Genomic DNA, 23459 nt, shown 5'->3' with positions numbered 1-23459 from the left:
AAGTATGCAATATAACTCATTAAACGATGAATCTGTTAAGTTTAAAAAGCTATCAAAGATGGATGTCAATAGCCTTTATTGTAAGATAAAAAATGATCCAGAAAGAATTGAATGGGATCAATTGGTGTATCATTTTCCAAATAAGAGTAAAAGATGGCTCACTTTAACAAAGTTTGTCGCCTTTTTTACTTTGTTATCATCTGGTTTTACGATGATATATTACGGGGGGGATTTATCAAAAACATTCAGTGAAACAATGACTTGGGTGCTGATGTTTATCGGGGCAATTGTAAGCCTCTTTATAGGAAGTATGTCAATATATCACCATAATCGTCAGCATTGTATATTGAGCCAATATGGTTTGATCACAAAAGAACATGTGTATTCGCCCGATTTGGCAAATAAGGTGGGTAAGAAAATTTTAGCTGCTTTGGCTATTTTGACAGTATTAACAATATTTATTGTTGGTCCAACTGCTTTAATTGGTGCTGGCGGGTTAGGTGTAACATGGCTCGTGTTGAGCCTTGTTGACTTTGAAAAGTTTGGTTTGACACAACGTATTTCATCCATTGAAGATATACTCTTTGTTCGGGTTCATGATGATAGTGATGAGCCAAGAGATAATTTTAGGTTGTATCATAGCTTTTATAGTTTTCATGAGCATGATCATGGTGAGATTGAGACAGATGAGCAAATTTGTTTTTATACGGATATCTTCTGTCAAGCTGGTACTAGAGATGAAGTCATAGATAAAATTGAGACATTTCATGGACATGAAATTTCAAAAGATACTAAAAATTTATTTGATTCTAAAAACTATGATGAACCACAAGAAATTAGTGAATTAATGAGAAAATTAAATGGGGTTATTTAAATCAGAAAGAGAATGAGAACTGCGAATTCAGGAAGCGAGATGCTTTTTTGAATTTGACTGAAGTGGATCTCCCTGAGATTTCCTGAAATGATTCAGGGAATCTCACTGTCACTGTAGACTTCATTGAAAAATGGACTTTCTCACCGCTGAGCGTGGTGGACTCTTGATTGTGGCGTTCCCTTAATTAAGAATTCTGACCTGAATTCATGTTAAAGTGAACGATTGAAAATGATTATTTCAGTCGTAAACTAGCCACAAGATAAACGTGTTTGTCACGGTCATTCATTGCGACAATGAACTAAATTTTCCACTTTTCCGGTCGCCTTTATTCAAAATTAACCTTAGGTCTCTCATTTGAAATGTTAGAATTGCTTTTTATTTGTTCGTTTACTTTTTTTATTCTCTTGACTTATGCGCTTATTCAAGGATTGATCAGTGAATTTTTGAAGAAGAGATTGATTATTCGGACGCTATTGCGTCAACAGCCTCAAAAAACATTGACGACTGAACAATTAAAGTTACTCCGAAAGATCTATAAAAAGCGATTCAAAGATAATCGTGTTTTTAAGGTCACTGGCAAGTTACATCGTTCCTTGAATGAGGCGCGCCTTCGAAGGCTGGTTGTTCGGTCTGCATATTGGCCGGATATTGACCAAGAAGAAACTGGTGAATGTCAATATGTCAGTACAAATCGATTGCAGGTTGAGGGGGTTGTACATCAGAAGGTTTTCTATGCCATTCGCATCAATGACTTTGATATTCTGGCGGAATCAGAACCATTTTATGCATTACCTCAGGTCAAGAAGGTAAATCCTGTCTCCTTTGATCTCTCTTGTGTGTTGATTCCGATTGTGCTGATCAATATGTTCTTTATGGCAGTGATGGATTATTATGATTCATTGATGTTCTTTATTGTCATGACGTTATTACTCGGCAGTTTTCCGATTTATTTTATTTGTCGGGAAATATATGAAAGCCAATGGCTCTACGAATTCAAAGGACACTTTCATTCTGTTGAATATTCTGAAGAAGTATCAATCAACAGGCCAGGGAATTTGAATGGATTTCCAGTAGAAATAGCGCATGATGTTTTTAAAGAGGGGAAGGAATATACAGTACATGGTCATATTTGCCATACACCTGACTTTCATCTGGATGTTGTGCTGGTCGATGGTAAGAACCCCTCTTTTTCTTTAGAGCACAAAAAGAAGTCACTGCTTTGGTGTTTGTTATTGTGGATGATGATCACTTCTGTATTAATTTCCATGACGACTAATTTTTATCACTCAGTCACTTATAAAGAGTATCACAGTTTTGCCACACATCATTTGCATTACGACATTGCACGCGATGTTGATACCCGTGCATTGTCGAAGTTAGATTCTGGTGATGCAATCAAGCTTCAGGGGCTTTATTTTTCACCCGGAGAAGAGCATGGGATGATCATTGTGCGGGATGGCTATGATCCGAAACGCGTGAATGCTATCACACAATCGATTATTGATTCAGTGAGGCCCATTCTCTTCGACAGTCATCACCGGGTGAAATTATCGAAGGAAGCACGGCGAAACTGGCACAAAGCAGAGGTGCAATTCATGAATCCTCAAGCGAGTCTTTACCGATCTTTAGAATCGGCTAAAGCTGAGATCGCCGCTCAGACGCCTCTTCGTGTTGATATTGGGGATGGAAGGTTCAAGACACAAGTGTTGACACTGAGTCAGCTCCGGGATGCTGTGTTTCATTTATCTCGATATCCGGATGGCAAGCGAATCACTTACGGCGAGCAATATCAGCACATTCGAAAGTCGGTGATCCATTATTTATATGGCTGGAAAGCATCTATGTATCTGTCTGTGAGCTTCTTTGATCCCAGTGAAAAGAAGTTGGTCGGATATGTGTATCAGCCTGTTACCTCTATCGAGCCAATCGACAATATCGCTCTGAGCTGGAAATACTATCTCTTCTGGCTTGCTGTAAGTAGTGTGATGTTGATTTATTCAGCTTACGCCTATGCCACGGCAGAGCAACGATACGCCCATCTTTATCAGCAAGAGATGTGGGAATAACCTCTGAATAGAACACATGAATCATCATATTAGCGTGAGGGCTTAGCACTTGTGGGATTTACTGTTTTTAATTATCGCGACACCAGCGTTAATTTGTTTTTTCTGTATGATGATCTATGGAATGGTCAGCTATGTGGTGAAACAGTATCGGTTACTTCATTCATTCAAAGAAAATCATGAAGGAAAGTTTCTGTCTGATGAACAAATGAAACTGGTGCGCAAAATATATAAGAAACCTTTCATGGATAACCGTGTCCATGAAATTCGAGGGAAGTTAAAATCAAAAGAAGAGAGGAAATATATCAATCAATTGAAAATCAACTCAGTTTACTGGCCTGAAAGTGAGTTGAAAGGGAAAAATGAATATGGGAAAGTTGGGAAATGGACAGCCCGTGTTGAAGGTGTGATCTGTTTTAATTCGTTCTATGTGACTCGCATTGATCATGTTGATATTTTATCGAAACTAAAGCCATTGTATACCCTGCCAAGGGTCTTCAAAGTGAATCCAGATTTTTATGACCTATCACATGTTTTGATACCAATGGTGTTATTTATTATGATGTTTATGGCATTAATTGGTTATGATGGGGATGGCGGATATGACATTGTTGCCTATCTGACTTTACTGTTTTCGGCTTTACCATTTTTTATAATTTGTCGTGCAATTTATAAAAATCATTTACTGTATGAGGTCAGCGGAATATTTGACTGGGACAGAGAAGGGGATGAGATTGATATGGGTCAAACCGGAAGAATAGGTGATGTTCCTTTGGTTTTTTATCGCGATTACATTGAAGATGAGCGTGAATGCATTATTCATGGAAAGATTAAACTTGAGCCTCATTTTCATATCGAACCCAATTTAATTAATCATAAAAGCCCTTTTTTCTCATTGTCAGAGAAAAAGAGGTCTCTGGGAAGATGTTTGGTTGGATGGCTGATTATCACAGCGATTTTTGCCAATATGACAGTCAACTTCTATCAGTCGGGCTTCTATCATGAATTTTTGCATTTCACGCAAATGCATATCAAACCGAAAGTGATTCAAGATACTGATGATGCACAATTGTCTTTATTAAAATCAGGTGATGCAATCAAACTTGATCATTTTCATTTATCGCCAGGTCAAGAACGCGGTTATATTGACGCCTATGATCAACTCGATGAACCATTTCTTGAACAATTAACACAATCGATTGCGAGTAAAGTTGGGGCGCTTGTTGTCGATATGGATCATCGTTCTGACTTTTCTGCGTTAACACGAGCGGGTGAGCAGTTCGTCAATCAGCAAGGGGAGATTTATGATCAGCTTATTGCGGCGAAACAAAAAGTGAAGTCTCAGGTCCCGCTGAAGATTGAGATTGGAGAAAGGAAGTTTTCTACGAAAACATTCTCACTGAAAGATTTACAGACCCAGATTTTTGATGCCACTGCCTACAAGAGTGGACAAACACTCAGCGCAAAAGCAATTCATCAACAGGTGAGACAGGCACTGATTGGTTACTTGTATGGATTTGTGACCCCAATGCATGCGTCTGTCAGCTTTTTCCGCCCGATTGAAAAAGAGTTGGTGGTGTATATTTATCAGCCGATACCTGTGACGAAAGACGTGGTAGCCGAAGTGGAAACGATGAATTATACGATGAATTTTTATCGTTTCTGGCTGACGTTCAGTCTGGTGATGCTGATCTATACCCTTGTCGCGTATCTTACGGCGAGAAGACGATATGATCATTTAACCTGGTGATTTCAAGTCGGAAAAAGCACTGCATGAAAAGCATCTTGCCCGGGAGTCAGGCAAGATGTTTTACGTTTAGGACGGCGTGAGTCCGGTTGTATTACGCTTTTGCCGCTTCTGCATCTGGCAGTGACAAAATCAAAATAGCTGCAAATGCCAGAAAGCCCGTCATCATGATGAACACATCGTTATAGGCCATGATGTAAGCGTCGGTTTGCATGCTTTGCGCAAGACTGACTTTGGCTTTCAGCATCGCTGTTGTGTTATCTGTGCCTTGCTGCAAAAACTGGCCGGCTTGCTGTGCCAGCTGGTGCCAGGCATCGTTGCTGACACTGGGCAGACTGGCTTTGATGTGCGCCAGATGTTCCCGGGCTTTGTTATCCAGCATGGTGGCGATCAGGGCGATGCTGAATGCGCCGCCTAAGTTGCGCAGCACATTGGTGATGGTGGAGGCATCGGGTGTCTGTGCTTTTTCGATGGTCTGCATGGCAACCAGTGACAGGGGCACAATAATGAACGGACTGCCAAAGGCTCTGAGCAGCATGGACAGCATCATTTGCTGTCCGCCGAAATCCTGACTCATGTGCGTGTTGACATAGCAGCTCAGGCCGAACATCACAAAACCAAATGCCACCAGATATTTAGGTTTGATGAGCCGGGTCAGTCTGGGGATCAGCGGGAACAGCAACAACTGCGGAAAACCCATCCACATCAAGACTTTACCGATTTCCAGAGCATTGTATTGCTGAATTTGTGCCAGATACAAAGGCAGGACATAGATCGAACCCAGTAACGCCATCCCCAGGATCAGATAGGCCAGTCCCGACATGGCAAAATGCGGATTACGAAGGAGCCGAAGGTTCACCAGTGGTCTGGGATGACGCAATTCGGTGATCACAAAAGCGACGAGGCTTAAGCCGGCAATGACGGCCAATGCAAGAATCAACTGTGAGCTGAACCAGTCTTCACGATTCCCTTCTTCCAGCAGCACTTCCAGACTTCCCAGGCCGATGGCCATGGTCAAGATGCCTGTCCAGTCAGCCTTTTTCAGGCTGTCGAGATTCATCGGTTCATCATCCAGCCCGTAACGAAGCATAGCGAGCATCAGCAAAGCCGGCGGCAGGTTGATGTAAAAGATGTAATGCCAGGACAGATGCTCTGTCAGCCAGCCGCCCAGTGTCGGGCCGATAGACGGTGCAAATGTTGCGGTGATCCCAAACATTGCCATGCCAATTGCCCGTTTATGGATGGGGAGCAACTGAACGACCAGCGAAAAAGCCATGGGGATGAGTGCGCCACCACTGAACCCCTGAATGGCCCGGAATGTGATCATCGATCCCATATTCCAGGAAATGGAACACAGTAGGGAGGCAATCGTGAAAATAACTGTGGTGCCAATCAAGTATCGTCTGGTTCCCAGCGATCTGGACAGCCAGCCACTTAAAGGAATGGCAATCATTTCTGCCACCAGATAGGAGGTGGAGATCCACGAGCTTTCATCCAGTGTGGCCGACAGCGCGCCCTGAATATCTTTCAGGGATGAGTTGGTGATCTGAATATCCAGAATGGCCATGAAAGCACCCAGCATGCCACCCAGCAGCGCTATCCAATGGCGGCGCGGCACGGCATCGGCGTTTTGCTGAACCGGCGCAGAGACCGGTGGTGTCAGTGCCTGCTCACTCATGGGCAACCTCGGCTTTGGCCAGTGTTTCAGGGGACTGTGTTGAAGCCGTACGGGTGTCAATGGTTGTGATGACAGAGAGTCCGGGCAAGAGTTGGCCTTTCAGTTGCTCTGGATGCGGAATCACAATTTTCACCGGCACACGCTGCACGATTTTGGTGAAGTTCCCTGTGGCATTTTCGGGAGGAAGCAGGGCAAATTTTGCGCCAGTGGCCGGAGAAAAGCTATCGACAATCCCGTCCAGTGTCTGTCCCGGATAAGCGTCCAGTTCGATTTCGACATGCTGCCCTTGATGAATCTTGGCGAGCTGCGTCTCCTTGAAGTTGGCTTCAATCCACACATCATGCGTCGGCACCAGACTCAGCAGCGGCATGCCCGGCTGGACATACAGACCAAGACGGAGGCTGCGTTTCCCGATGATGCCATCAACCGGCGCATAAATATGGGTATAGCTGAGGTTCAGTTCAGCTTGTTTGACCTGCGCCATTGCTTCGCTGACTGAGGCTTCTGCCTGATTTTTCTGGCTGCCAAGTACTTGAAGCTGATCCCGGGCAGCTTGCAGACTGGCGTTGGCGGCTTCCAGTTCTGCCTGGCTCACTTTCAGATGCGAGCTGGCATCGTCCACTTCATCTTGCGAGGAATAGCTCTTTGCCAGCAGCGATCGGGTTCTTTTGGCTTGCTGCTGGGCGCGCTCGACGTCAGCCTGAGCAGAATCAACCTGACTGGCAGCCTGACGGATCACCGTTTTTTGTAGCTGGGATTGAGCATTGAGATTCGTGACAGCGGCCTGAGTGACAGCCAGATTCGCTTTGGCTTTTTCCAGCGCAGCCTGGTAATCCCGATCGTCAATGGTGGCCAGCAACTGACCCGCTTTGACCTGCGCATTGTCACTGACATAGGTTTCCTGAATGTATCCGGCAATCTTTGGGCTGATATTGGTGATTTCGCCTTGCAGATAGGCATTGTCTGTCGATTGGAAATAACGCCCATACCCATACCAGTATCCAGCGACGGAAGCGGCCATCACCCCGAGCACGAGCGTTGCAACAAAAGGAAGGCGAGAAGATTTTGGGGAGGATTGTTCAGCCATGAGTACTCTGATTGTTGTGATTTATGTTTGGGCAAGAATTGTAAAAAAATATGTATTGGTTGATTAGATAGGAAAAATCGAAAACACTGTTGCAAGTTTTGAACAAATTGGGGGGTGAGATGGATTTAAATGCATGGGCGATGTTTGCTCAGGTGGTGGAATGCGGCAGTTTTACGCAGGCCGCTGCAACGATGGATATCACTAAATCAACCCTCAGCCGGAAAATTGCAGCGTTGGAAAAAGATCTCGGGGTTCGGTTGCTGACCCGAAGTACACGGAATCTGGTTTTGACCCATGAAGGAGAAACGTTTTATCGCTCCTGCCGTCAGGTGGTGGAAATTACCAATCAGGCTGAACTGGAAGTCTCGGCAAATCAGGAATTGATTCGTGGCCGACTGAATGTTGTGATGCCAGTCGAGCTGGGTCAGAAAGTATTTGGGAAAAGCATGAACGAGTTTCTCAAACGCTATCCGCATGTCAGTCTGCATCTTGAACTGAGCAACCGGGAAGTCGATCTGATAGCCGAAGGAATAGACTTGTATGTGCAGGTCGGTGATATGAATGATTCAGGGATGGTCGCCAGACCATTTCATTCCTCCCGCCGAATTCTGGTTGCCAGTCCGGAATATCTGGCTGCGCACGGGGAAATCATGACCCCCGCGGATCTGGCAGCACCGCATCATCAGATCAAAATTTTCAATGCGGTGAAGCTGAACGCTTGGGAACTGGAGAAAGATCATCAGAATGTGCAGATTGATCTGCCTTACCGTTTTCGGGTGAATACCATTACCTCGGCGGTTTCAGCCTGCGTGGACGGACTGGGGATTGCCATGTTGCCGGAGTTTATCTGCCGGGAACATCTGGATAAAAAAGAGTTGATCCGGATTCTACCGGACTGGCAATCGCCGGTCGTACCCATCAGCTTTGTCTATCCGCAGAGAGAACTCATTCCGAAGCGATTGCGTTTGTTTATTGATTTCCTGCTCGCGCGTTTTGAAGCCGTTACCAACGCTGACGGTAGCCCAAAGTAATGGCGACATCCGGACTGTTGTCCATGTTGAATACATTTTCGGTCAGGATCAGTTCCAGCACACTGGATGAAAAGTGGTAACGGTAACCGGTCAGAATCTCATTGGAGGCTTGTGACAGGGCAGAAGTCGCTTCTGATGCGCCTTCGTAAAAATGGTATTCCAGCAAAAAACGGTGGGGTCCGTTGAACTGGTATTGCCATCCGGCGGCAGCGGCATAGGTCAGCTCGTTGTAGGGGATCAGGGCTGCCGGATTTTTGCGGTACACTCCGCCAAACATGGCATGAAAGCGGTGGCGTGCCTGATGATAGCTATAGTTGAGCTGAAGTGCCTGTTCAAAATTGTGCGTGTGGAACGGACCGGAACCGACATAATTGTAATAAAGTGAGACACCAATCGACAGGGATTCATTTGGATAATCAACCACTTGCCATCCGCTGTACAGGGTAAACGTGCGGGACAGCGTTTCGCCTTTAAAGTCTGAATATGCCACATCATATTCCGGGATGGAGATCTCGAAACTGTGCCTCGGTACGTTATCTCTGCCGTTTGGGTCGATGCCGAACAGTTTGTGAAAGCCCATTGTCAGATTATCTAAATGAGTGTCGAGAGCAATCCGCCAGCTGGCATCCAGCTCCAGTTGCCATCCTTCTGTGATCTGCCACATCAGTCCGGTACTGAATGTGGATTGATAATAGTCGGCCCGGTATTCATCTGTTTCTGCCCAGATGCTGGATGCCGTCGTATTCGCGTAAAACTCCAGACTGTCTGCAGGCAGTGCAAAACCGCTTCTGAGTTGCGGGCTCAGGCTGGTGGACTGCAACGGAGACTGCGCATAGGTCTTGAGGGGGCCGAAATCTTGTTGCGTCGCAGTGGGCGCAGCCCAGACAAAATGACACAGGCTGCCACCGATGAGCAGAGTTTTTGCCAGATTCAGAGCACAGCAATCGACCATATATTTCCAGGCACAGATTGAAACGGGGTGTGCTTCATTCCTTCGTGCACGTTATTTTCAGCTAAGCTATTGAGAGCTATTGTTTCTTTGAGGCTGAACTTCAGCCTTCATTAGGCGTATTGAGCATAGGGGGAGTATAGCCAGCAGCAGATCCGGGCGGTGCCTCAGCTTTGCAACCTGACCGGCCTTGGCAGGTTTCACGTCGTGAGGCAGCCATGATGCGGGCAGATCATGTAGCGATGACGACTTAGGTCTGGCTCCGGGTCATTTTCCTTCAGCGCTGGCTGTCCCATACATGACGACGACAACACGTGTTCTACTGGAGTAACCATGAAAATCGGTATTCTTTCCCGCAATGCGAAACTCTATTCAACCCGAAGACTGATTGAGGCCTGTCAGGAGAGAGACCATCAGGTTGAAGTGATCGATGCCTTGCGGTGTTACATGAACATCAATTCGGATAAACCTTCCATTCACGCGAAAGGTCAGGATCTTTCTGGCTTCGATGCCATTATTCCAAGAATTGGCGCATCCGTGACCTTTTATGGCTGTGCGGTGCTGCGGCAGTTTGAAATGATGGGGGTATTCCCAGTCAATGAGTCTGTCGCGATTACCCGCTCACGCGATAAGTTGCGTTCACTTCAGTTACTGTCCCGCAAAGGGGTGGGGATGCCGATTACCGGTTTCGCCAGTAAGCCAGACGATATTGATGACCTGCTGGAAATGATCGGTGGGGCCCCAGTGGTGATTAAACTGCTGGAGGGGACACAAGGCATTGGTGTGGTGCTGGCAGAAACCCGCAAAGCGGCAGAAAGCGTCATTGAGGCTTTTCTGGGCCTGCGCGCCAACATTATGGTGCAGGAATACATCAAAGAAGCCGGTGGTGCGGATATCCGGTGCTTTGTGATTGGCGATAAAGTGATCGCAGCCATGAAGCGTCAGGGCGCAGAAGGGGAGTTTCGCTCAAATCTGCACCGGGGTGGCTCAGCGTCACTGGTACGGATCACGCCAGAGGAACGACGAACAGCAGTACTGGCCGCGAAAGTGATGGGCCTTCGGGTTGCCGGAGTCGATTTGCTGCGGTCTCAGCGGGGCCCGCTGGTGATGGAAGTGAACTCCTCCCCAGGTTTGGAAGGGATTGAACAGGCGACTGGTAAGGATATCGCCGGTATGATAATCCAATACATAGAATCAACTGCAAAACCGCAAAGGACGCGCACGAGTGGCAAAGGCTAAATCAAATAAAGTCATCGAATTTATGGGCACAGAAGTGCCTCCCGGGCAATCTGCCACCATTGATCTTGAAGCGGCGCAACTTTATACCCATTCACCGTTGAACATTCCTGTTCACGTGGTGAATGGCCGGTATCAGGGGCCAGTGTTGCTGGTCAGTGCTGCAATTCACGGCGATGAGCTGAATGGTGTGGAAGCTGTCCGGCAACTGCTGAATAAAGTTGCCCCCATGAAACTGCACGGCACTTTGGTTGCAGTGCCAGTGGTGAATGTGTTCGGATTTATTCATAAATCACGTTATTTACCAGACAGAAGAGACCTGAATCGCTGTTTTCCCGGTTCAGAACGAGGGTCGACCGCAGCCAGAATGGCTTATCAATTCAGTGAACACGTAGTCAAAAAGTGTACGCATATTATTGATTTGCATACAGGAGCGATTCATCGGGCGAATTTGCCGCAGGTCAGAGCGAATCTGGAGGATGAGGCCAGCGCTGCGATGGCGCATGCCTTCGGAACCCCAGTAATTCTGGATGCAGCCATCCGCGACGGTTCTTTACGTGCTGTTGCGGATTCAGAAAATATCCCCGTGATCACTTATGAAGGCGGAGAAGCGTTGCGCTTTGAACCGCTGGTGATTGCCGCTGCGGTGAAAGGTGTGGTCGGCGTGATGCGAATGCTGGGGATGATTCGCCGGGTCAGTCGCAAGAAAGAAAAGGCCTCTCCGTTTATCGCCCGCTCCAGCAGCTGGGTGCGGGCCGAGCAAAACGGGATTGTTCGCTGTGTTGTCGCGCTTGGTGAACGCGTCATCAAAGGGCAGGCGTTGGCCTATATCAGTGCGCCGTTGGGCCAGGGTGAAGATACCATGGTGGCACCCAGGGATGGCATTGTCATTGGTCAGCAAATGTTGCCTTTGGTGAATGAAGGGGATGCAGTGTTTCATCTGGCCTATTTCAGTAAAGGTGCCAGTTCAGAAGTTGAGCAACACATTGAGAATTTTCTTGATGAAGTCAGTGATGAAGTGGATATCACTTAAGCAATTCTGTCATTCAGGTCTTCAATTTTTCGCGCAGAGGAGGCGCGTCTCATGGGTCTTTCTGAATATGATGGTGCATGGTTTATTGATGGCTGGCAATTAGGAGAAACGCCGAAGAAGCTGACGCTGGCTGATTGTGAGCAACTGGAAAAAAATTGCTGGTATCACTGTCAGCGGGATGCTGCCGGCTTGCCAGAATGGTTATCCGCGGTAGGGGTGCCTTCATCAATTGCTTCGGTATTGCTTGCCGATGATACACGGCCACGGTTTGAACAACTGGAAGACGATATTTTTCTGTTGATCCTTCGGGGAATCAACCTGAACGAAGGAACGAATCCGGATGATATGCTGAGCATTCGGTTTCTCTATTTCAGAGGCAGTCTGATTTCGACGCGGAAGTATCCGTCAAGGGCGATCGCGGAAGCCCGCCATCAGTACGAAGCTGGGAAGGGGCCGGCGAATCTGTTTGCCTTACTCATTACCATCATTGATAAACTGAACCGCAATATTGAAATCTTTCTCGATCCGATTGAGGAAAAAATTGAGTATGACGCAGAGCACCAGGATGAAGCCGATAGTCAGTCACTGGCTGATTTGAATAAGCGTTTGCTGAAAATCCGGCGTTTTTTGACGCCCCAGCGTTACGCACTGGATGATTTGATTCAGTCGGAAATGTACGAATTAGAAGCCTGGCGTATACCTTTGTTGAACTGTCGGGATTTGGTGATTCGAATCAATGAATCCATTAACTTTTACATTGAACAAATTCAGGTGGTCAATCTTCATCTGAGCCAGATTCAGTCAGAAAAAGTGAACCGAAATACGTATCTGATATCGCTGATCTCGATTATTTTTCTGCCAATCAGCTTTCTTACCGGCTTGCTGGGGGTTAATATCGGCGGCATGCCCGGGGTGGACTCTGCGGCGGCATTCTGGGCCTTTTGTATCGCACTGGGCGCCATTACCTTGTTTGAAATTATTCTGTTGAGAAGGATGAAATTTCTTTAATGCTGGAAGCGGTTATCGAGAGCAGGCTCACTTATAACCTGTTTATCATTCTGACTTTTCTGGTGGTTTACGCCATTGCTAAGCGTGTGCTGAATCTCTGGCTGGTCAGGTTGGGCAAGACAAAAATGGTGAGTGAAGTCAGAGTGAAATTTATTTCACGGGTCCTGTCTTCGGCCGTGTTTTTTGTTCTGTTCAGTATTGCCGTGATCAGTCTGGGACTGGGCTACAGTGACATCTCACTGTTTTTCTCATCCGCTTTTGCGGTGCTGGGCGTGGCGTTGTTTGCCCAGTGGTCCATGCTGAGCAATGTGACGGCCAGCGTACTGATCTTTTTTGTGTTTCCGTATCGTATCGGTGACATGGTGAAGGTGGTCGATAAAGATGAAGATATCAGTGGGGTGATTCAGGATATCACCATGTTTCATGTGCTGATTCAGCGTGCTGATGGGAGTCTGGTGACTTATCCCAATAACATCATTTTGCTAAAACCTGTGATTAAACTGACCCGGTTGACAGATACGGTTACACCGGACATTGAGGGTGCATCGCAGCCGGAGGCTGCTCAGGTCAACCCGCAGTCATCACGATAAAAAGAAAAAATATGACGAAAGAAGAAAACAATTCAGATGTAAATGCTGATGTAAAAGAGCTGCTGCCTCAACAGGAACTCAGTCAATGGGTTGAGGATCTGAACCGTGCGCAGGATGAAGAGCAGGAACGGATCTTCCATGAAGCGTCAGAGGCGCTGGAAACCTCGGAACTCGGTCTGCTGCTCGAATCCCTGCCGATGGGGGAGCGTCTGGCAATTTGGCAAACCGTCGCACCAGAACAACGGGTGGAAGTGCTGGTTGCCATGCGGGGGGATGCCCGGAGTACCCTGATCGATAATCTCAGCATGCCGGATCTGCGGGCAATGCTGCATGGTCTGGATGCTGAAGATCTGATCGAGCTGTCGCAGAGTCTGTCAGATAAGCTGGTGGATTTTGCGCTGGCAAAGATGAGCCAGGATCAGAAAACCTGGTATGAGCAAAGTCAGCAGTATGATGAAGAACACATCGGCCGTTATGTTGATCACAATCTGGTGATGTTAACGCCGAATACCCGGGTTGCGGAAGCTTTACGGGCAGTTCGCCGAGCAGAACACCCCATGCTGGACCGGGTGTACATTGTTGATAAGAAAGGCTTGTACAAAGGTGAGGTTTCCCTGCATGTGCTGCTGGCGGCAGACGGGCAGGCCAGAGTGGATACCTTACAGGATGATATTGCGGCCCCGCTGAATGCAGAGATGGATGTGGATGATGCCGCCGAGCGTCTGGAGCACTCCGATCAGGCTGCGATGGCTGTGGTGGATGAAAACGGGCGATTTGTCGGACGGGCGACCTTGCGACTGGCGATGGAAATTACTCGTGAATCTTATGAAGCAAAGCTGATGGCCCGTGCCGGTCTGGATGAGGATACAGACTTGTTCTCGCCCGTTTGGCTCAGCGCCAAACGCCGCGCGCTGTGGCTGGGCATCAACCTGTTGACGGCTTTTCTGGCGTCCTGGACCATAGGGCTGTTTGAAGCCACATTGAGTCAGGTGGTCGCGCTGGCGGTTCTGATGCCCATTGTGGCATCAATGGGAGGGATTGCCGGTAGTCAGACCCTGACGCTGATTATCCGTGGGTTGGCGATGGGGCAGATTACCTTTGGTAACGTTTGGTCGCTGGCCAAGAAAGAGCTGCTGGTGGCCTGTTTGAATGGCGTGCTCTGGGCGATTGTGATCGCAATTATTGCTGCGTTTTGGTTCAGTAGTGTGCCGATTGGCGGTGTGATTGCTACGGCGATCACCATTAATATTGTGGTGGCCGCGATTTCTGGCGTCGTGATTCCGGTTATTCTCGATAAATATGAAATTGATCCGGCACTCTCGGGTTCAGTCATTCTGACCACAGTGACCGATGTGGTGGGTTTCTTTACATTCCTGGGATTGGGCAGCTTGTTTCTGCTCGGCTAATGTGTGTCTTCCCCCTCTGGAATCCCGGAGGGGAGATGGCTGCCTGAACAGCCGGCAGTCAATTCAGCTTATCTGCCAGCAAAGTGGATGGAGAACGGGCGATGGACTGGAAATTCAATACTGAAGATCTGGGGCAAATTGTCATTGGTGCCTTTGCCTTGGGCGTCCCCATCTCCTTTTCTGAAGAAGCCTGGCAATTAAGCGAAACATTACCGCTTCTGAATCTGACTGTACTGGTTTTAATCACCTTGGTCTTTATTGGTCTCTATGCCTATCAATCCATGTTTGGTCAGAATATTCACCGACGTGTTCCGGTGTTTCTGGTCCGGGTATTTGGTGCTTATTTGATCACTTATCTGGTGGTTTGCTTAATTCTATTTTCTTTGAATCAATTTCCGATTCTGGATAACTGGGTTATCGCAGTGAAACGTGCGTTTGTCATTGCCATGCCGGCTTCAATGGGGGCAATTATCGTGGATAGTTTTGATAAGGAATAGCGCGGTCACTGATAACAAATCGTTATATATTTGTAACCGATACTTTGTTCGGTGCTGAAAAAGAGAAAACGATTTTTAATTAGTCAATAGAACGATATTTTTTACTGAATGAAAGCTGAATTTGTAAAGAATTTGACACTTCTTTTATTCTCATTCAAAAGCCTGTCTGTAGAATTCACGCCTGCTTTTGATGAGGGTAAAAAATGAAAAAAATAGCTTTTGTTGTCGTTTCTCTGGTGTCTTTACTGACCGGCTGTGCCGGGCAAATGGCAGCCACGCAAGCCACGATGGAATTGAACATGGACGCAGTGGATAACCGCTACGCTCGGGGCGGCCTGACGATTCTGATGTCTCCCGTATATGCATTGACAACGGTTGCAGACTACTTGGTTCTGAATCCAATTGAGTTTTGGACGGGTCAAAACGTGGTGACACAGCAGCCGTCAATTTACGATGCGAAAGGGAAAGACTACATCAAAATTAATGATCAACTCGATCCAGAGTTTAAGAAAGCCCCCATTCAACCACTGAACTGAAGCATTCTTTGCTTTCCGGCCTGCATGGGGCCGGAAGGTAGGCTCGCTCTCCAACATGTTTTATCATGGCGCTCTGAGATATTTTTGGAAGCAAACTATGACAGAGCCAGAACATCTTCTTACCACACCCAAAGTCGCCGTCCTTGCGGTTACTTATCAAGCCGATCGGCTGATTTTAGTGCAACGTAAAAATGAACCTCAAAAAGGCGGTTGGGGATTTCCCGGCGGTTCAGTCTGGCCTGGGGAAAGCCTGCGTGATGCTGCGGTGCGTGAACTCAGGGAAGAAACCGGTGTTCAGGCGCAGCCAGAACACTTGCTGGAAGTGGTTGAGGTGAATGAATTCGACGCCGACAACCGGCATCATCACTTTATTCTGGTACCTGTACTTTGTCGCTATCTGACCGGAGAATTACAACCGGGCGATGATGCCAGTGACTGCCGCTGGATGTCGGTTTCAGAAATTGTCAGCCAACGAAATGACCTGATAGAAAAGGTTGCTGATGTGGCATTGCAGGCGCAGCAACGGGTGTTGAACGAGTAAATCATTATTGATTGTGAACGGCGGTTCTCCCGCCGTTTTTTATGCGTTTTCAGGGAGGAAATTTGAAAGCATTCTCTGTAGTCTCCCCTTGGGGAGAAAAGATAGCCAGTGGCCAGAAGACGTTAGAAATTCGTTCCTGGCAACCCGAAACCTTACCAATGAAGAATATTGCGCTGGTGCAGAACGAGATTCGTCTAACTCAGAAGGGGCAGACGGATCCAAACGGTGCTGTGGTGGCGATTGTTGATATTGTCGGCTGTAAACCCTGGATTCAATCAGAAAGCCGGCAAGCCGGGTGTGATGAATCTGAGTTTGTTGCGGGGTATGTTGCCTGGGAACTGGGCAATGTCAGAAAGCTAAACCAACCCGTCAAAGCAATGGCAAAACGAAAGTTTTATTCGCTTTCAGCGTCGGAAGTCAAAGCCGTGGCTGCTTGTGAGATGGAAGCTTCCGCCACGCCCAAAGTGAACAATTTGAACCGATAACCCCATAATCAGCAATGGAGCAGCAATGTTTGCAGTGATTTTTAAAGCAAAAACAGGTGAGCAGGACAGCCACTACTCAGAGATGGTGAAAGTGATGCGGGATCTGGCATTTACAAAGTACGACTGCCAGGATTTTATCGCAGTGACTGAAGGCGATCAGGAAATCGCAATCTCTTACTGGAATTCAGAAGCGGATATCCAAAACTGGCACAAAGACAGCCAGCACGCGCTGGCGCAACAATTGGGCCGTGAAAAATGGTATGCCTCTTATACGGTTGAGGTCGTGGAAGTGAAACGCCGGTACAGCTTCCAGGAGTAAGGGACAGCACTTGAGTCCAGTGGTGCAGTTGGCGGGACTGACTGCATTCTGTCTTGTTTTCGCACTTTGAATCGTAAACTCGAATGGCAAACTGAAATAGAAAAGATGCATCCATTCGTCTTTCGGTACATGCCGAAAACGGATGTATATCAGGAAAACAAGATAATCTCTGTATCGCGCTGTATTCAGCGAAACTTTTTTCTTCACTCAAGCGCTCGTTTATCTCTTCGAACACTTCCCTATGAGCTGATTTGATGCCTTAAAATAGCGATTTGAGCGGACCTTAAATTGCTGTTTTTAAAGGGGTTGTTTTTCTTTGTGGTGCGGTTCTTCAATGTTAGTCTCTGGCCCGGGCTTTCAGGAGACAACGCATGACCAAAGAAAATAAAATATTTGAACAGACTGATTTTTCTCATCAGGATCTGAGCCATCGATTATTCCAGCGCTGTAAATTTTATCGCTGTGATTTTAGTCGAGCGAATTTGAGAGAGACGCAATTTGAAGATTGTCTCTTTATTGAACAGGGGGCGATAGAGGGTTGTCATTTCGATTATTGTGACCTGCGGGAAGCAAGTTTTAAAAACTGTCAGTTATCTCTGGCAAATTTCAAAGGGGCGAATTGCATTGGCATTGAATTGAGAGACTGTGACTTGAAAGGGGCGAATTTCATTCAGGCAAGTTTTGTCAATCAAATCAGTCATCAGATGTATTTTTGCGCAGCTTATATCACCGGGTGTAATTTGTCCTATACCAATTTTGAGCGGCAATGCATTGAGAAATGTGATTTATTTGAAAATAAATGGACGGGTGCAAACCTGCGAGGCGCATCGTTCAAAGGATCAGACCTGAGCCGAAGCGTATTCTCAGAAGACAGCTGGGGGCAATTTTCCATTCAGGGGGCCGATCTCAGTCATTCAGAACTGGACGGGCTTGACCCAAGAATGGTTGATTTAAGTGGCGTGAAAATTTGCGACTGGCAACAAGAGCAACTGCTGCAACCGCTGGGTGTGATTGTATTACCGGACTGACTGGGTGGTGTTGGTCGGCGTATCATCAAGATTGAGTCAGATAACCGAGATGATTGAATCGGAGACTGATTTTTAAATGATTCATGCGGTTAAACACCAGCAAGTTTTGAGTCATGAATGGTCATCATTGCTTATTCACGATCTTTTTCAAGGTGCTTCCACTGTGAGAGCACCTTGTTATTGATAATTAACTGGAATTCATACCCCAGTCCGTTTTCTCGCGTCACGGCAAACCCGAGTCGCTGGTGAAAGTTGACTGACAACGTATTGTTTCTCAGTACATTACTGACGAGTTTTTGAATGGAATGTTTGCTGATAAAACGAGCCAGTTGCGAAAACAGAGATGTAAAGACGACTTTATTTCGGTGCTGTGGATGAACGACGAACATCGGGATAAACCAGGTTGATTCTTCTAACTTTCTGAGTGTGAAATAACCCTGAAGCATCCCCTGTTTTCGACATTCAAACAGGAGTCCGTCTTGATCCGCTTTGTGGAGGGATTGTAGATATAATGCTTCGTCAATCGGCTTGCCAGCGTCTTTCGATAGCTGTTCAAGAGTTAGTAAATCTAACTTCAGATATTCGTTCATACGATCCTGTATTTGTTATCAATGGCATGGACGATTGTTTCATATCTGCCAGTCTTGGTCATCCTGATTCCGAGTTTTGGTGATATGACGCCATTTCAAATGAATGACTGGCGCCATCGCTCATATGAACTAGCTAAAATAATAATCTACAATGGATTCATGCAATTTAATGTCCAGTGTGTCTTCCAAAGCAGAAAAATCAACCTTTTTATGCATGGTGAGGCAATCTGGAAACATAAAGTTTTCCAGTTCAGAAATATACGATTCATGAGGGTCGAATGCGATAATATCTTCCAGTTCACTTCTGGTGATGACACCCAGCTCTACTCCGTTATCGTCTTGGCTGAATACACGGAGTAACAGATGTTTCATAGACGCTTCTGATATTTGATCACCATGTGACCGATTTGTTTTTATATATTCGACGGCGGAAATATCCGCCGTCAGGGGGGCACTGTCTTAATCCAGAATAATATGCGGGATAAACATCGATGTATCTTTGGTGATATAACCCACATCTTCTCGAATGGTCAGGCCAGCCGGTTCATCATTAATCAGCCAGCTGCCAATCAGCATGTGATTATTTCCGAAGCGTGGCAACTGGGTGTATTGCTGGACGATATAGCCTTCCTCGCCATAAGGGCCCGGTTCATGCTGGAGCAATTCACCGCCACGGTGCACACTGATATTGGAACCTTCCCGGCTGAAAATCGGCTTTTTCACGAAATTGGTCAGGCCAGCAGCCTTCGGGTCATCGGAAAAATAAGCGGGAAGCAGGTTCGGGTGATTGGGGAACATTTCCCACAACAGCGGCAGAATGGCTTTATTTGAGCTGATGCTTTTCCACATGGGTTCCAGCCAGTTCACGTTCGCTGTTTTCAGATAGGCTGCATATTCTTCCCGGAACATAAACTCCCAGGGATACAGCTTGAACATCCAGCGAATGGGGTTGTCGTCCAGATCGGTAAATTCCCCGTCTTCATTCACGCCAATATCTTCAATGTAAACAAACGAAATTTTCAGGCCGGCTTCTTTGGCGCAATCTTCAAGATACTGAACGGTATCTCTGTCTTCGATGCTGTCGCGGCAACACGAGAAATGCAGTGTTTGTCCGGGTTGATAGTTGCCTAACGTTGCCATTCGCTGAATCATGAGTTCCTGAATCAGGTTAAACTGATCGGCACGTCTTGGCAGTTTGCCGGCATTGACCTGATCTTCCAGCCACAGCCATTGCCAGAAGCTGGCTTCATACAGGGACGTCGGCGTATCACTGTTAAATTCAAGCAATTTTGCGGGTTGCTTGCCATCATAGGAAAAATCCAGTCGCCCGTATAAGCTGGGTGCTTTCTGTTTCCAGGAACTGACGATGAGATCCCACATATCTTCTGGGATCTGAAATTTTCTTAGCAGAACTTCGTCTTTCAGGACCCGCTCGACAGCCTCCAGACTCATTTCATGCAGTTCGGCGGTTGGCGCTTCCAGTTCTTCTTCAATCTGTTTCAGGCTGAACTGGTAGTAACGGTCTTCCATCCAGTACGGCTCACCATCCAGTGTATGAAAACGAAATCCAAATTCGTCGGCGAGGTTTTTCCAATTGGGACGGGGAGTAATGGGTACCTGAATCATGCTACTGCTCGAATATGAAATACAGAGCGATATTATTGTGCGGCTCTTCGCAGAAAGCAAAGCCTGATCGTGTCTGAAAAGACTGACTTAGATCCTGATCGCATTCCATTGAATGCTTTATATATTACATATACAATCCGTATATCAATCATATATTATCGAGCCAAATCATGGGAATCGTGAAAATCTCGGATGAACTGCATGAGGAAATCCGGAAAGCCAGTCAGATGATGTCACGCTCAATTAATGCGCAGGCTGAATTCTGGATCAAGATGGGTCTGCTGGCGGAAATGAATCCTAACCTGACCTATAACGAGCTGATTCGTAAGTTGCTTCTGAGCGATGCAGAATCCGTTCGGGAATTAATACATGAACAAAATTAATCTGAAAACGGCTGAAGAAATTGAACTGATGCGGGAATCTGGCCGGTTGCTGGCGTCGGTTTTTGCAATGCTGGATGATTTTATTGCTGCGGGCGTGTCGACCATGGCAATTAACGACAAGGTCGACACTTTTATTACAGGTGAACTGTCTGCACGACCTGCCAGTAAAGGCCAGTATGATTATCCTTACGTGCTGAACACCTCAATTAACGAAGTGGTGTGTCATGGTATGCCGGATGAAAACCGCTTGCTGAAAGCGGGGGATATTATCAATGTGGATATCACACTGGAGAAAAATGGATTTATCGCGGACTCCAGCAAGATGTACTGTATCGGTGATGTAGAACCTCGCGCCATGCGTTTGGTGAAATGTACCTATGAGGCCATGTGGCAGGGAATCAAACAGGTGAAGCCCGGTGCGACGCTCGGTGATATCGGCTATGCGATTCAAAAGCATGCAGAAAGTCATGGTTATTCCGTTGTTCGTGAATATTGTGGTCACGGGATTGGCCGTGAAATGCATGAAGACCCGCAGGTGCTTCACGTGGGTCATCAAGGACGGGGGCTGCGTTTACAACCGGGGATGACATTTACCATTGAGCCGATGGTCAATGAAGGCACGTTCAAAACCAAAACCAAAAAAGATGGCTGGACTGTGGTCACGAAAGACAAAAAATTGTCTGCACAATGGGAGCATACGATTCTGGTGACGGACACCGGCTATGAAGTGCTGACCCTCAGAGCGGAAGAACAAAGCCTCTGAGCAATTGCTACGACATCAATGACCAGGCAGCCCATTCTCTATCCGGCTGCCTTTTTTATACCGTCGAAAAACTGATCGTCTTGAAATTTATCCGTAAAGTCAGCATTGTGCTCAGAATTGAACACAGCATCAGGGAGTACGATGGTCATGTCTTTTTCATTCACCACCGAACCAGCAGATGACGATCTGCTGGCGATTCGTGAGGGATTGCGCGCGCATAATCTGCCGCATCTTGGTCAGATTGAGCATCAGCCAGTGGCATGTTTCTATCAGGACGAACAAGGTAAAAAACTGGGTGGGATCAGCGGTGCGGTTTGGGGGAACTGGTTGCAGATTGATTTTCTCTGGGTGGACTCAAGCTTGCAACATCAGGGGATTGGCGGCAAATTACTGACGCAGGTTGAGGCGTATGCCAGAGCACAGGGCTGCCACTCTGTTCTACTGGATACTTTCAGCTTTCAGGCGCGCCCGTTTTACGAGAAACAGGGCTATCACTGCGTGATGACGCTGGAGGATTTTCCGCGTCATTCGAATAAACATTTCATGATCAAATCGCTTGTGGATGAATGACATGGTATCGATTCACACAAAACGTCTGACCATCCGTCCGCTCACTGAATCGGATACAGATTTTATTTTTGAGTTGTACAACACCGCGGGCTTTCAACGGTTTGTCGGCGATAAACAGCTGTATTCGAAAGAAGATGCATACAAATATCTGACACAAAGCCTGATGGTGATGTATCAAACGGCTGGAATGGGGCTGTTTCGAATTGCGTTGCAAGATGATGATACGCCGATTGGCATTTGTGGCCTGATCAAGCGAGACAGCCTTGAAGATATCGATTTGGGTTACGGCTATTTACCGGCTTTTGAAGGGCAAGGGTACGCTTTCGAAGCGGCAGAGGCGATGATGACTTTCGCGCGTGAGAAAATGGCGTTGCGCCGGCTGGTGGCCATCACGGATTCAGCGAATGCGCGTTGCATCAGCCTGCTGACCCGGCTGGGATTCAGTTTTGAGGGAAATCAGGAACCCTTGCCGAATGGCGGATATCTGACTTTATATGGTGTCGCACTGTGAGAGAAGGAGGGCGCGGTGTCTGAACAGATGACAGAAAAAGAAAAGATGATGGCCGGGCTGGAATACAATGCCCGGGATGAAGCACTGGTGAATGATCGCAAACAAGCCAAAATCATGTGTCACCGTTTCAATCTGGCTGATCCGAGCGATATGGCGGCCCGGATGGCGATTCTGGCCGAGCGGGTTCAATTCCGTGGGGATGCCCATATGGAGCCGTCTTTCTATTGTGATTATGGCTACAACATTGAACTCGGGCCGAATTTCTACTCAAACCATAACCTGACGATTCTGGATGTATGTCAGGTCACCATTGGGGAGAATGCATTCATCGGCCCGAATGTGATGATTTCGGCTGCAACGCATCCGATTGATCCGATGGAGCGATTAAAAACTGAAGACGGCGCACCGGTCTGGATTGGTGATAACGTCTGGCTGGGCGGGAATGTGTCGGTTCTGCCGGGCATTCGTATTGGTCATAATTGTGTGATTGGTGCGGGTAGCGTGGTAACCAAAGACATTCCGGATAACAGTGTCGCGGTTGGCAATCCCTGCCGGGTGATCAAAACGATTACGCCTTCAGCACCGGTCTGAATTATTACAGTTAATCCCACATCACTGGAGCCTGAATAAAAATAGTCCGTCGTGACTGAAAGCTTTATTCGGACCGTGATGTGCGGATTCCATCAAGGCCAGAGTATAAAGATTGCTCGCGAATAGGCCGGATATATTGATGCAAACAACTTTTATCATCTGGTTATTCTTGCAATTTAGGGGCAAGCAATACACTTTTTAATAATTCATTATGCTCTTAAGGTGAGTCAGTTTTTTCTTAACTCATGGCTCTCAATTTGCTTTAGTGTCATTGGAGATGCTCTAGTTAAATGCCTTGTCGCTCTTCTTTAGAGTTC

The 23459-nt window shown here is 46.9% G+C and carries 26 protein-coding genes; 20 read left to right on the top strand and 6 right to left on the bottom strand.

What is annotated here, in order from left to right; translation table 11 throughout:
• Positions 1 to 4 precede the first annotated feature (4 nt).
• The 3 genes from EA58_RS01305 to EA58_RS01295 all read left to right on the top strand — a co-directional run bounded on the left by EA58_RS01305 (position 5) and on the right by EA58_RS01295 (position 4687).
• Positions 5 to 874, top strand: coding sequence for a hypothetical protein (locus EA58_RS01305; protein WP_036748028.1), 870 nt, complete (start codon positions 5 to 7; stop codon positions 872 to 874).
• A 359-nt stretch (positions 875 to 1233) separates the two neighbouring features.
• Positions 1234 to 2940, top strand: a complete 1707-nt coding sequence (locus EA58_RS01300; RefSeq protein WP_036748025.1) for a hypothetical protein — start codon at positions 1234 to 1236, stop codon at positions 2938 to 2940.
• 49 nt (positions 2941 to 2989) lie between these two features.
• Positions 2990 to 4687, top strand: coding sequence for a hypothetical protein (locus EA58_RS01295; protein ID WP_152547902.1), 1698 nt, complete (start codon positions 2990 to 2992; stop codon positions 4685 to 4687).
• Positions 4688 to 4778: 91 nt separating this feature from the next.
• On the opposite strand, the gene EA58_RS01290 is transcribed toward EA58_RS01295, so the two are convergent.
• The gene (locus tag EA58_RS01290; RefSeq protein ID WP_036748020.1) at positions 4779 to 6362 is read right to left on the bottom strand and encodes a DHA2 family efflux MFS transporter permease subunit; all 1584 of its coding nucleotides are present in this window, start codon (positions 6360 to 6362) and stop codon (positions 4779 to 4781) included.
• A complete protein-coding gene (locus EA58_RS01285) occupies positions 6355 to 7449 on the bottom strand; it encodes an HlyD family secretion protein (RefSeq protein WP_051641829.1) in 1095 nt (364 codons plus the stop codon). The genes EA58_RS01290 and EA58_RS01285 overlap by 8 nt, the downstream gene beginning before the upstream one ends.
• A 119-nt stretch (positions 7450 to 7568) precedes the next feature.
• Between EA58_RS01285 and EA58_RS01280 the strand changes: the two genes are divergently transcribed.
• The gene (locus EA58_RS01280) at positions 7569 to 8480 is read left to right on the top strand and encodes a LysR family transcriptional regulator (RefSeq protein WP_036748197.1); all 912 of its coding nucleotides are present in this window, start codon (positions 7569 to 7571) and stop codon (positions 8478 to 8480) included.
• Here EA58_RS01280 and EA58_RS01275 read toward each other — a convergent pair.
• The gene (locus tag EA58_RS01275; RefSeq protein WP_081819519.1) at positions 8452 to 9432 is read right to left on the bottom strand and encodes a DUF3187 family protein; all 981 of its coding nucleotides are present in this window, start codon (positions 9430 to 9432) and stop codon (positions 8452 to 8454) included. The genes EA58_RS01280 and EA58_RS01275 overlap by 29 nt on opposite strands.
• Positions 9433 to 9762: 330 nt before the next feature.
• On the opposite strand from EA58_RS01275, the gene rimK reads away from it, so the two are divergent.
• The 11 genes from rimK to EA58_RS01220 all read left to right on the top strand — a co-directional run bounded on the left by rimK (position 9763) and on the right by EA58_RS01220 (position 18108).
• Positions 9763 to 10668, top strand: a complete 906-nt coding sequence (rimK, locus tag EA58_RS01270) for a 30S ribosomal protein S6--L-glutamate ligase (protein WP_036748018.1) — start codon at positions 9763 to 9765, stop codon at positions 10666 to 10668.
• Complete coding sequence (locus EA58_RS01265; protein ID WP_036748015.1) at positions 10655 to 11698, top strand: succinylglutamate desuccinylase/aspartoacylase family protein; 1044 nt, start codon at positions 10655 to 10657, stop codon at positions 11696 to 11698. The genes rimK and EA58_RS01265 overlap by 14 nt, the downstream gene beginning before the upstream one ends.
• 51 nt (positions 11699 to 11749) lie before the next feature.
• A complete protein-coding gene (locus EA58_RS01260; RefSeq protein WP_036748012.1) occupies positions 11750 to 12706 on the top strand; it encodes a CorA family divalent cation transporter in 957 nt (318 codons plus the stop codon).
• A complete protein-coding gene (locus EA58_RS01255; protein ID WP_051641828.1) occupies positions 12706 to 13296 on the top strand; it encodes a mechanosensitive ion channel family protein in 591 nt (196 codons plus the stop codon). The genes EA58_RS01260 and EA58_RS01255 overlap by 1 nt, the downstream gene beginning before the upstream one ends.
• Before the next feature lie 11 nt (positions 13297 to 13307).
• Positions 13308 to 14702 carry a magnesium transporter gene (locus EA58_RS01250; protein WP_081819518.1) on the top strand — a complete coding sequence of 465 codons (1395 nt, stop codon included), beginning with the start codon at positions 13308 to 13310 and terminating at the stop codon, positions 14700 to 14702.
• Positions 14703 to 14803: 101 nt separating this feature from the next.
• Positions 14804 to 15199, top strand: coding sequence for a DUF2391 family protein (locus tag EA58_RS01245; protein ID WP_036748009.1), 396 nt, complete (start codon positions 14804 to 14806; stop codon positions 15197 to 15199).
• A 203-nt stretch (positions 15200 to 15402) separates the two neighbouring features.
• Positions 15403 to 15735, top strand: a complete 333-nt coding sequence (locus tag EA58_RS01240) for a DUF3332 family protein (protein ID WP_036748189.1) — start codon at positions 15403 to 15405, stop codon at positions 15733 to 15735.
• A gap of 97 nt (positions 15736 to 15832) precedes the next feature.
• Positions 15833 to 16276 (top strand): NUDIX hydrolase, encoded by a 444-nt coding sequence (locus EA58_RS01235; protein ID WP_036748007.1) that lies wholly within the window; start codon positions 15833 to 15835, stop codon positions 16274 to 16276.
• A gap of 62 nt (positions 16277 to 16338) precedes the next feature.
• Positions 16339 to 16761 (top strand): ASCH domain-containing protein, encoded by a 423-nt coding sequence (locus tag EA58_RS01230; protein ID WP_161781011.1) that lies wholly within the window; start codon positions 16339 to 16341, stop codon positions 16759 to 16761.
• A gap of 25 nt (positions 16762 to 16786) precedes the next feature.
• The gene (locus tag EA58_RS01225; RefSeq protein ID WP_036748005.1) at positions 16787 to 17080 is read left to right on the top strand and encodes an antibiotic biosynthesis monooxygenase family protein; all 294 of its coding nucleotides are present in this window, start codon (positions 16787 to 16789) and stop codon (positions 17078 to 17080) included.
• A 371-nt stretch (positions 17081 to 17451) separates the two neighbouring features.
• Positions 17452 to 18108, top strand: a complete 657-nt coding sequence (locus tag EA58_RS01220) for a Qnr family pentapeptide repeat protein (RefSeq protein WP_036748004.1) — start codon at positions 17452 to 17454, stop codon at positions 18106 to 18108.
• 131 nt (positions 18109 to 18239) lie between these two features.
• Here EA58_RS01220 and EA58_RS01215 read toward each other — a convergent pair whose 3' ends face one another.
• From EA58_RS01215 to EA58_RS01205, 3 genes are all read right to left on the bottom strand, one after another.
• Positions 18240 to 18698, bottom strand: coding sequence for a GNAT family N-acetyltransferase (locus EA58_RS01215; RefSeq protein ID WP_036748003.1), 459 nt, complete (start codon positions 18696 to 18698; stop codon positions 18240 to 18242).
• Positions 18699 to 18827: 129 nt separating this feature from the next.
• Positions 18828 to 19070 (bottom strand): hypothetical protein, encoded by a 243-nt coding sequence (locus tag EA58_RS01210; RefSeq protein ID WP_036748001.1) that lies wholly within the window; start codon positions 19068 to 19070, stop codon positions 18828 to 18830.
• Positions 19071 to 19157: 87 nt separating this feature from the next.
• Positions 19158 to 20324: a glutathionylspermidine synthase family protein gene (locus EA58_RS01205; protein ID WP_036747999.1), complete on the bottom strand. Its 1167-nt coding sequence runs from the start codon at positions 20322 to 20324 to the stop codon at positions 19158 to 19160.
• Between the two features lie 170 nt (positions 20325 to 20494).
• Between EA58_RS01205 and EA58_RS01200 the strand changes: the two genes are divergently transcribed.
• From EA58_RS01200 to EA58_RS01180, 5 genes are all read left to right on the top strand, one after another.
• On the top strand, positions 20495 to 20707 hold the full coding sequence (locus EA58_RS01200; RefSeq protein WP_036747996.1) for a ParD-like family protein: 213 nt from the start codon (positions 20495 to 20497) through the stop codon (positions 20705 to 20707).
• Positions 20694 to 21470: a type I methionyl aminopeptidase gene (gene map, locus EA58_RS01195; RefSeq protein ID WP_036747994.1), complete on the top strand. Its 777-nt coding sequence runs from the start codon at positions 20694 to 20696 to the stop codon at positions 21468 to 21470. Before EA58_RS01200 ends, map begins: the two co-directional genes overlap by 14 nt.
• Before the next feature lie 147 nt (positions 21471 to 21617).
• Positions 21618 to 22040 (top strand): GNAT family N-acetyltransferase, encoded by a 423-nt coding sequence (locus EA58_RS01190; RefSeq protein WP_036748185.1) that lies wholly within the window; start codon positions 21618 to 21620, stop codon positions 22038 to 22040.
• Position 22041: 1 nt separating this feature from the next.
• Complete coding sequence (locus EA58_RS01185) at positions 22042 to 22551, top strand: GNAT family N-acetyltransferase (protein ID WP_036747993.1); 510 nt, start codon at positions 22042 to 22044, stop codon at positions 22549 to 22551.
• A 27-nt stretch (positions 22552 to 22578) separates the two neighbouring features.
• The gene (locus EA58_RS01180; protein WP_036748183.1) at positions 22579 to 23142 is read left to right on the top strand and encodes a sugar O-acetyltransferase; all 564 of its coding nucleotides are present in this window, start codon (positions 22579 to 22581) and stop codon (positions 23140 to 23142) included.
• The last annotated feature ends 317 nt before the right edge of the window (positions 23143 to 23459 follow it).

The organism is Photobacterium galatheae (assembly GCF_000695255.1).
Taxonomy (GTDB): domain Bacteria; phylum Pseudomonadota; class Gammaproteobacteria; order Enterobacterales; family Vibrionaceae; genus Photobacterium; species Photobacterium galatheae.
Note: the sequence above shows the minus strand (reverse complement) of the source record. Positions and strands in the feature narration are given on the sequence as shown.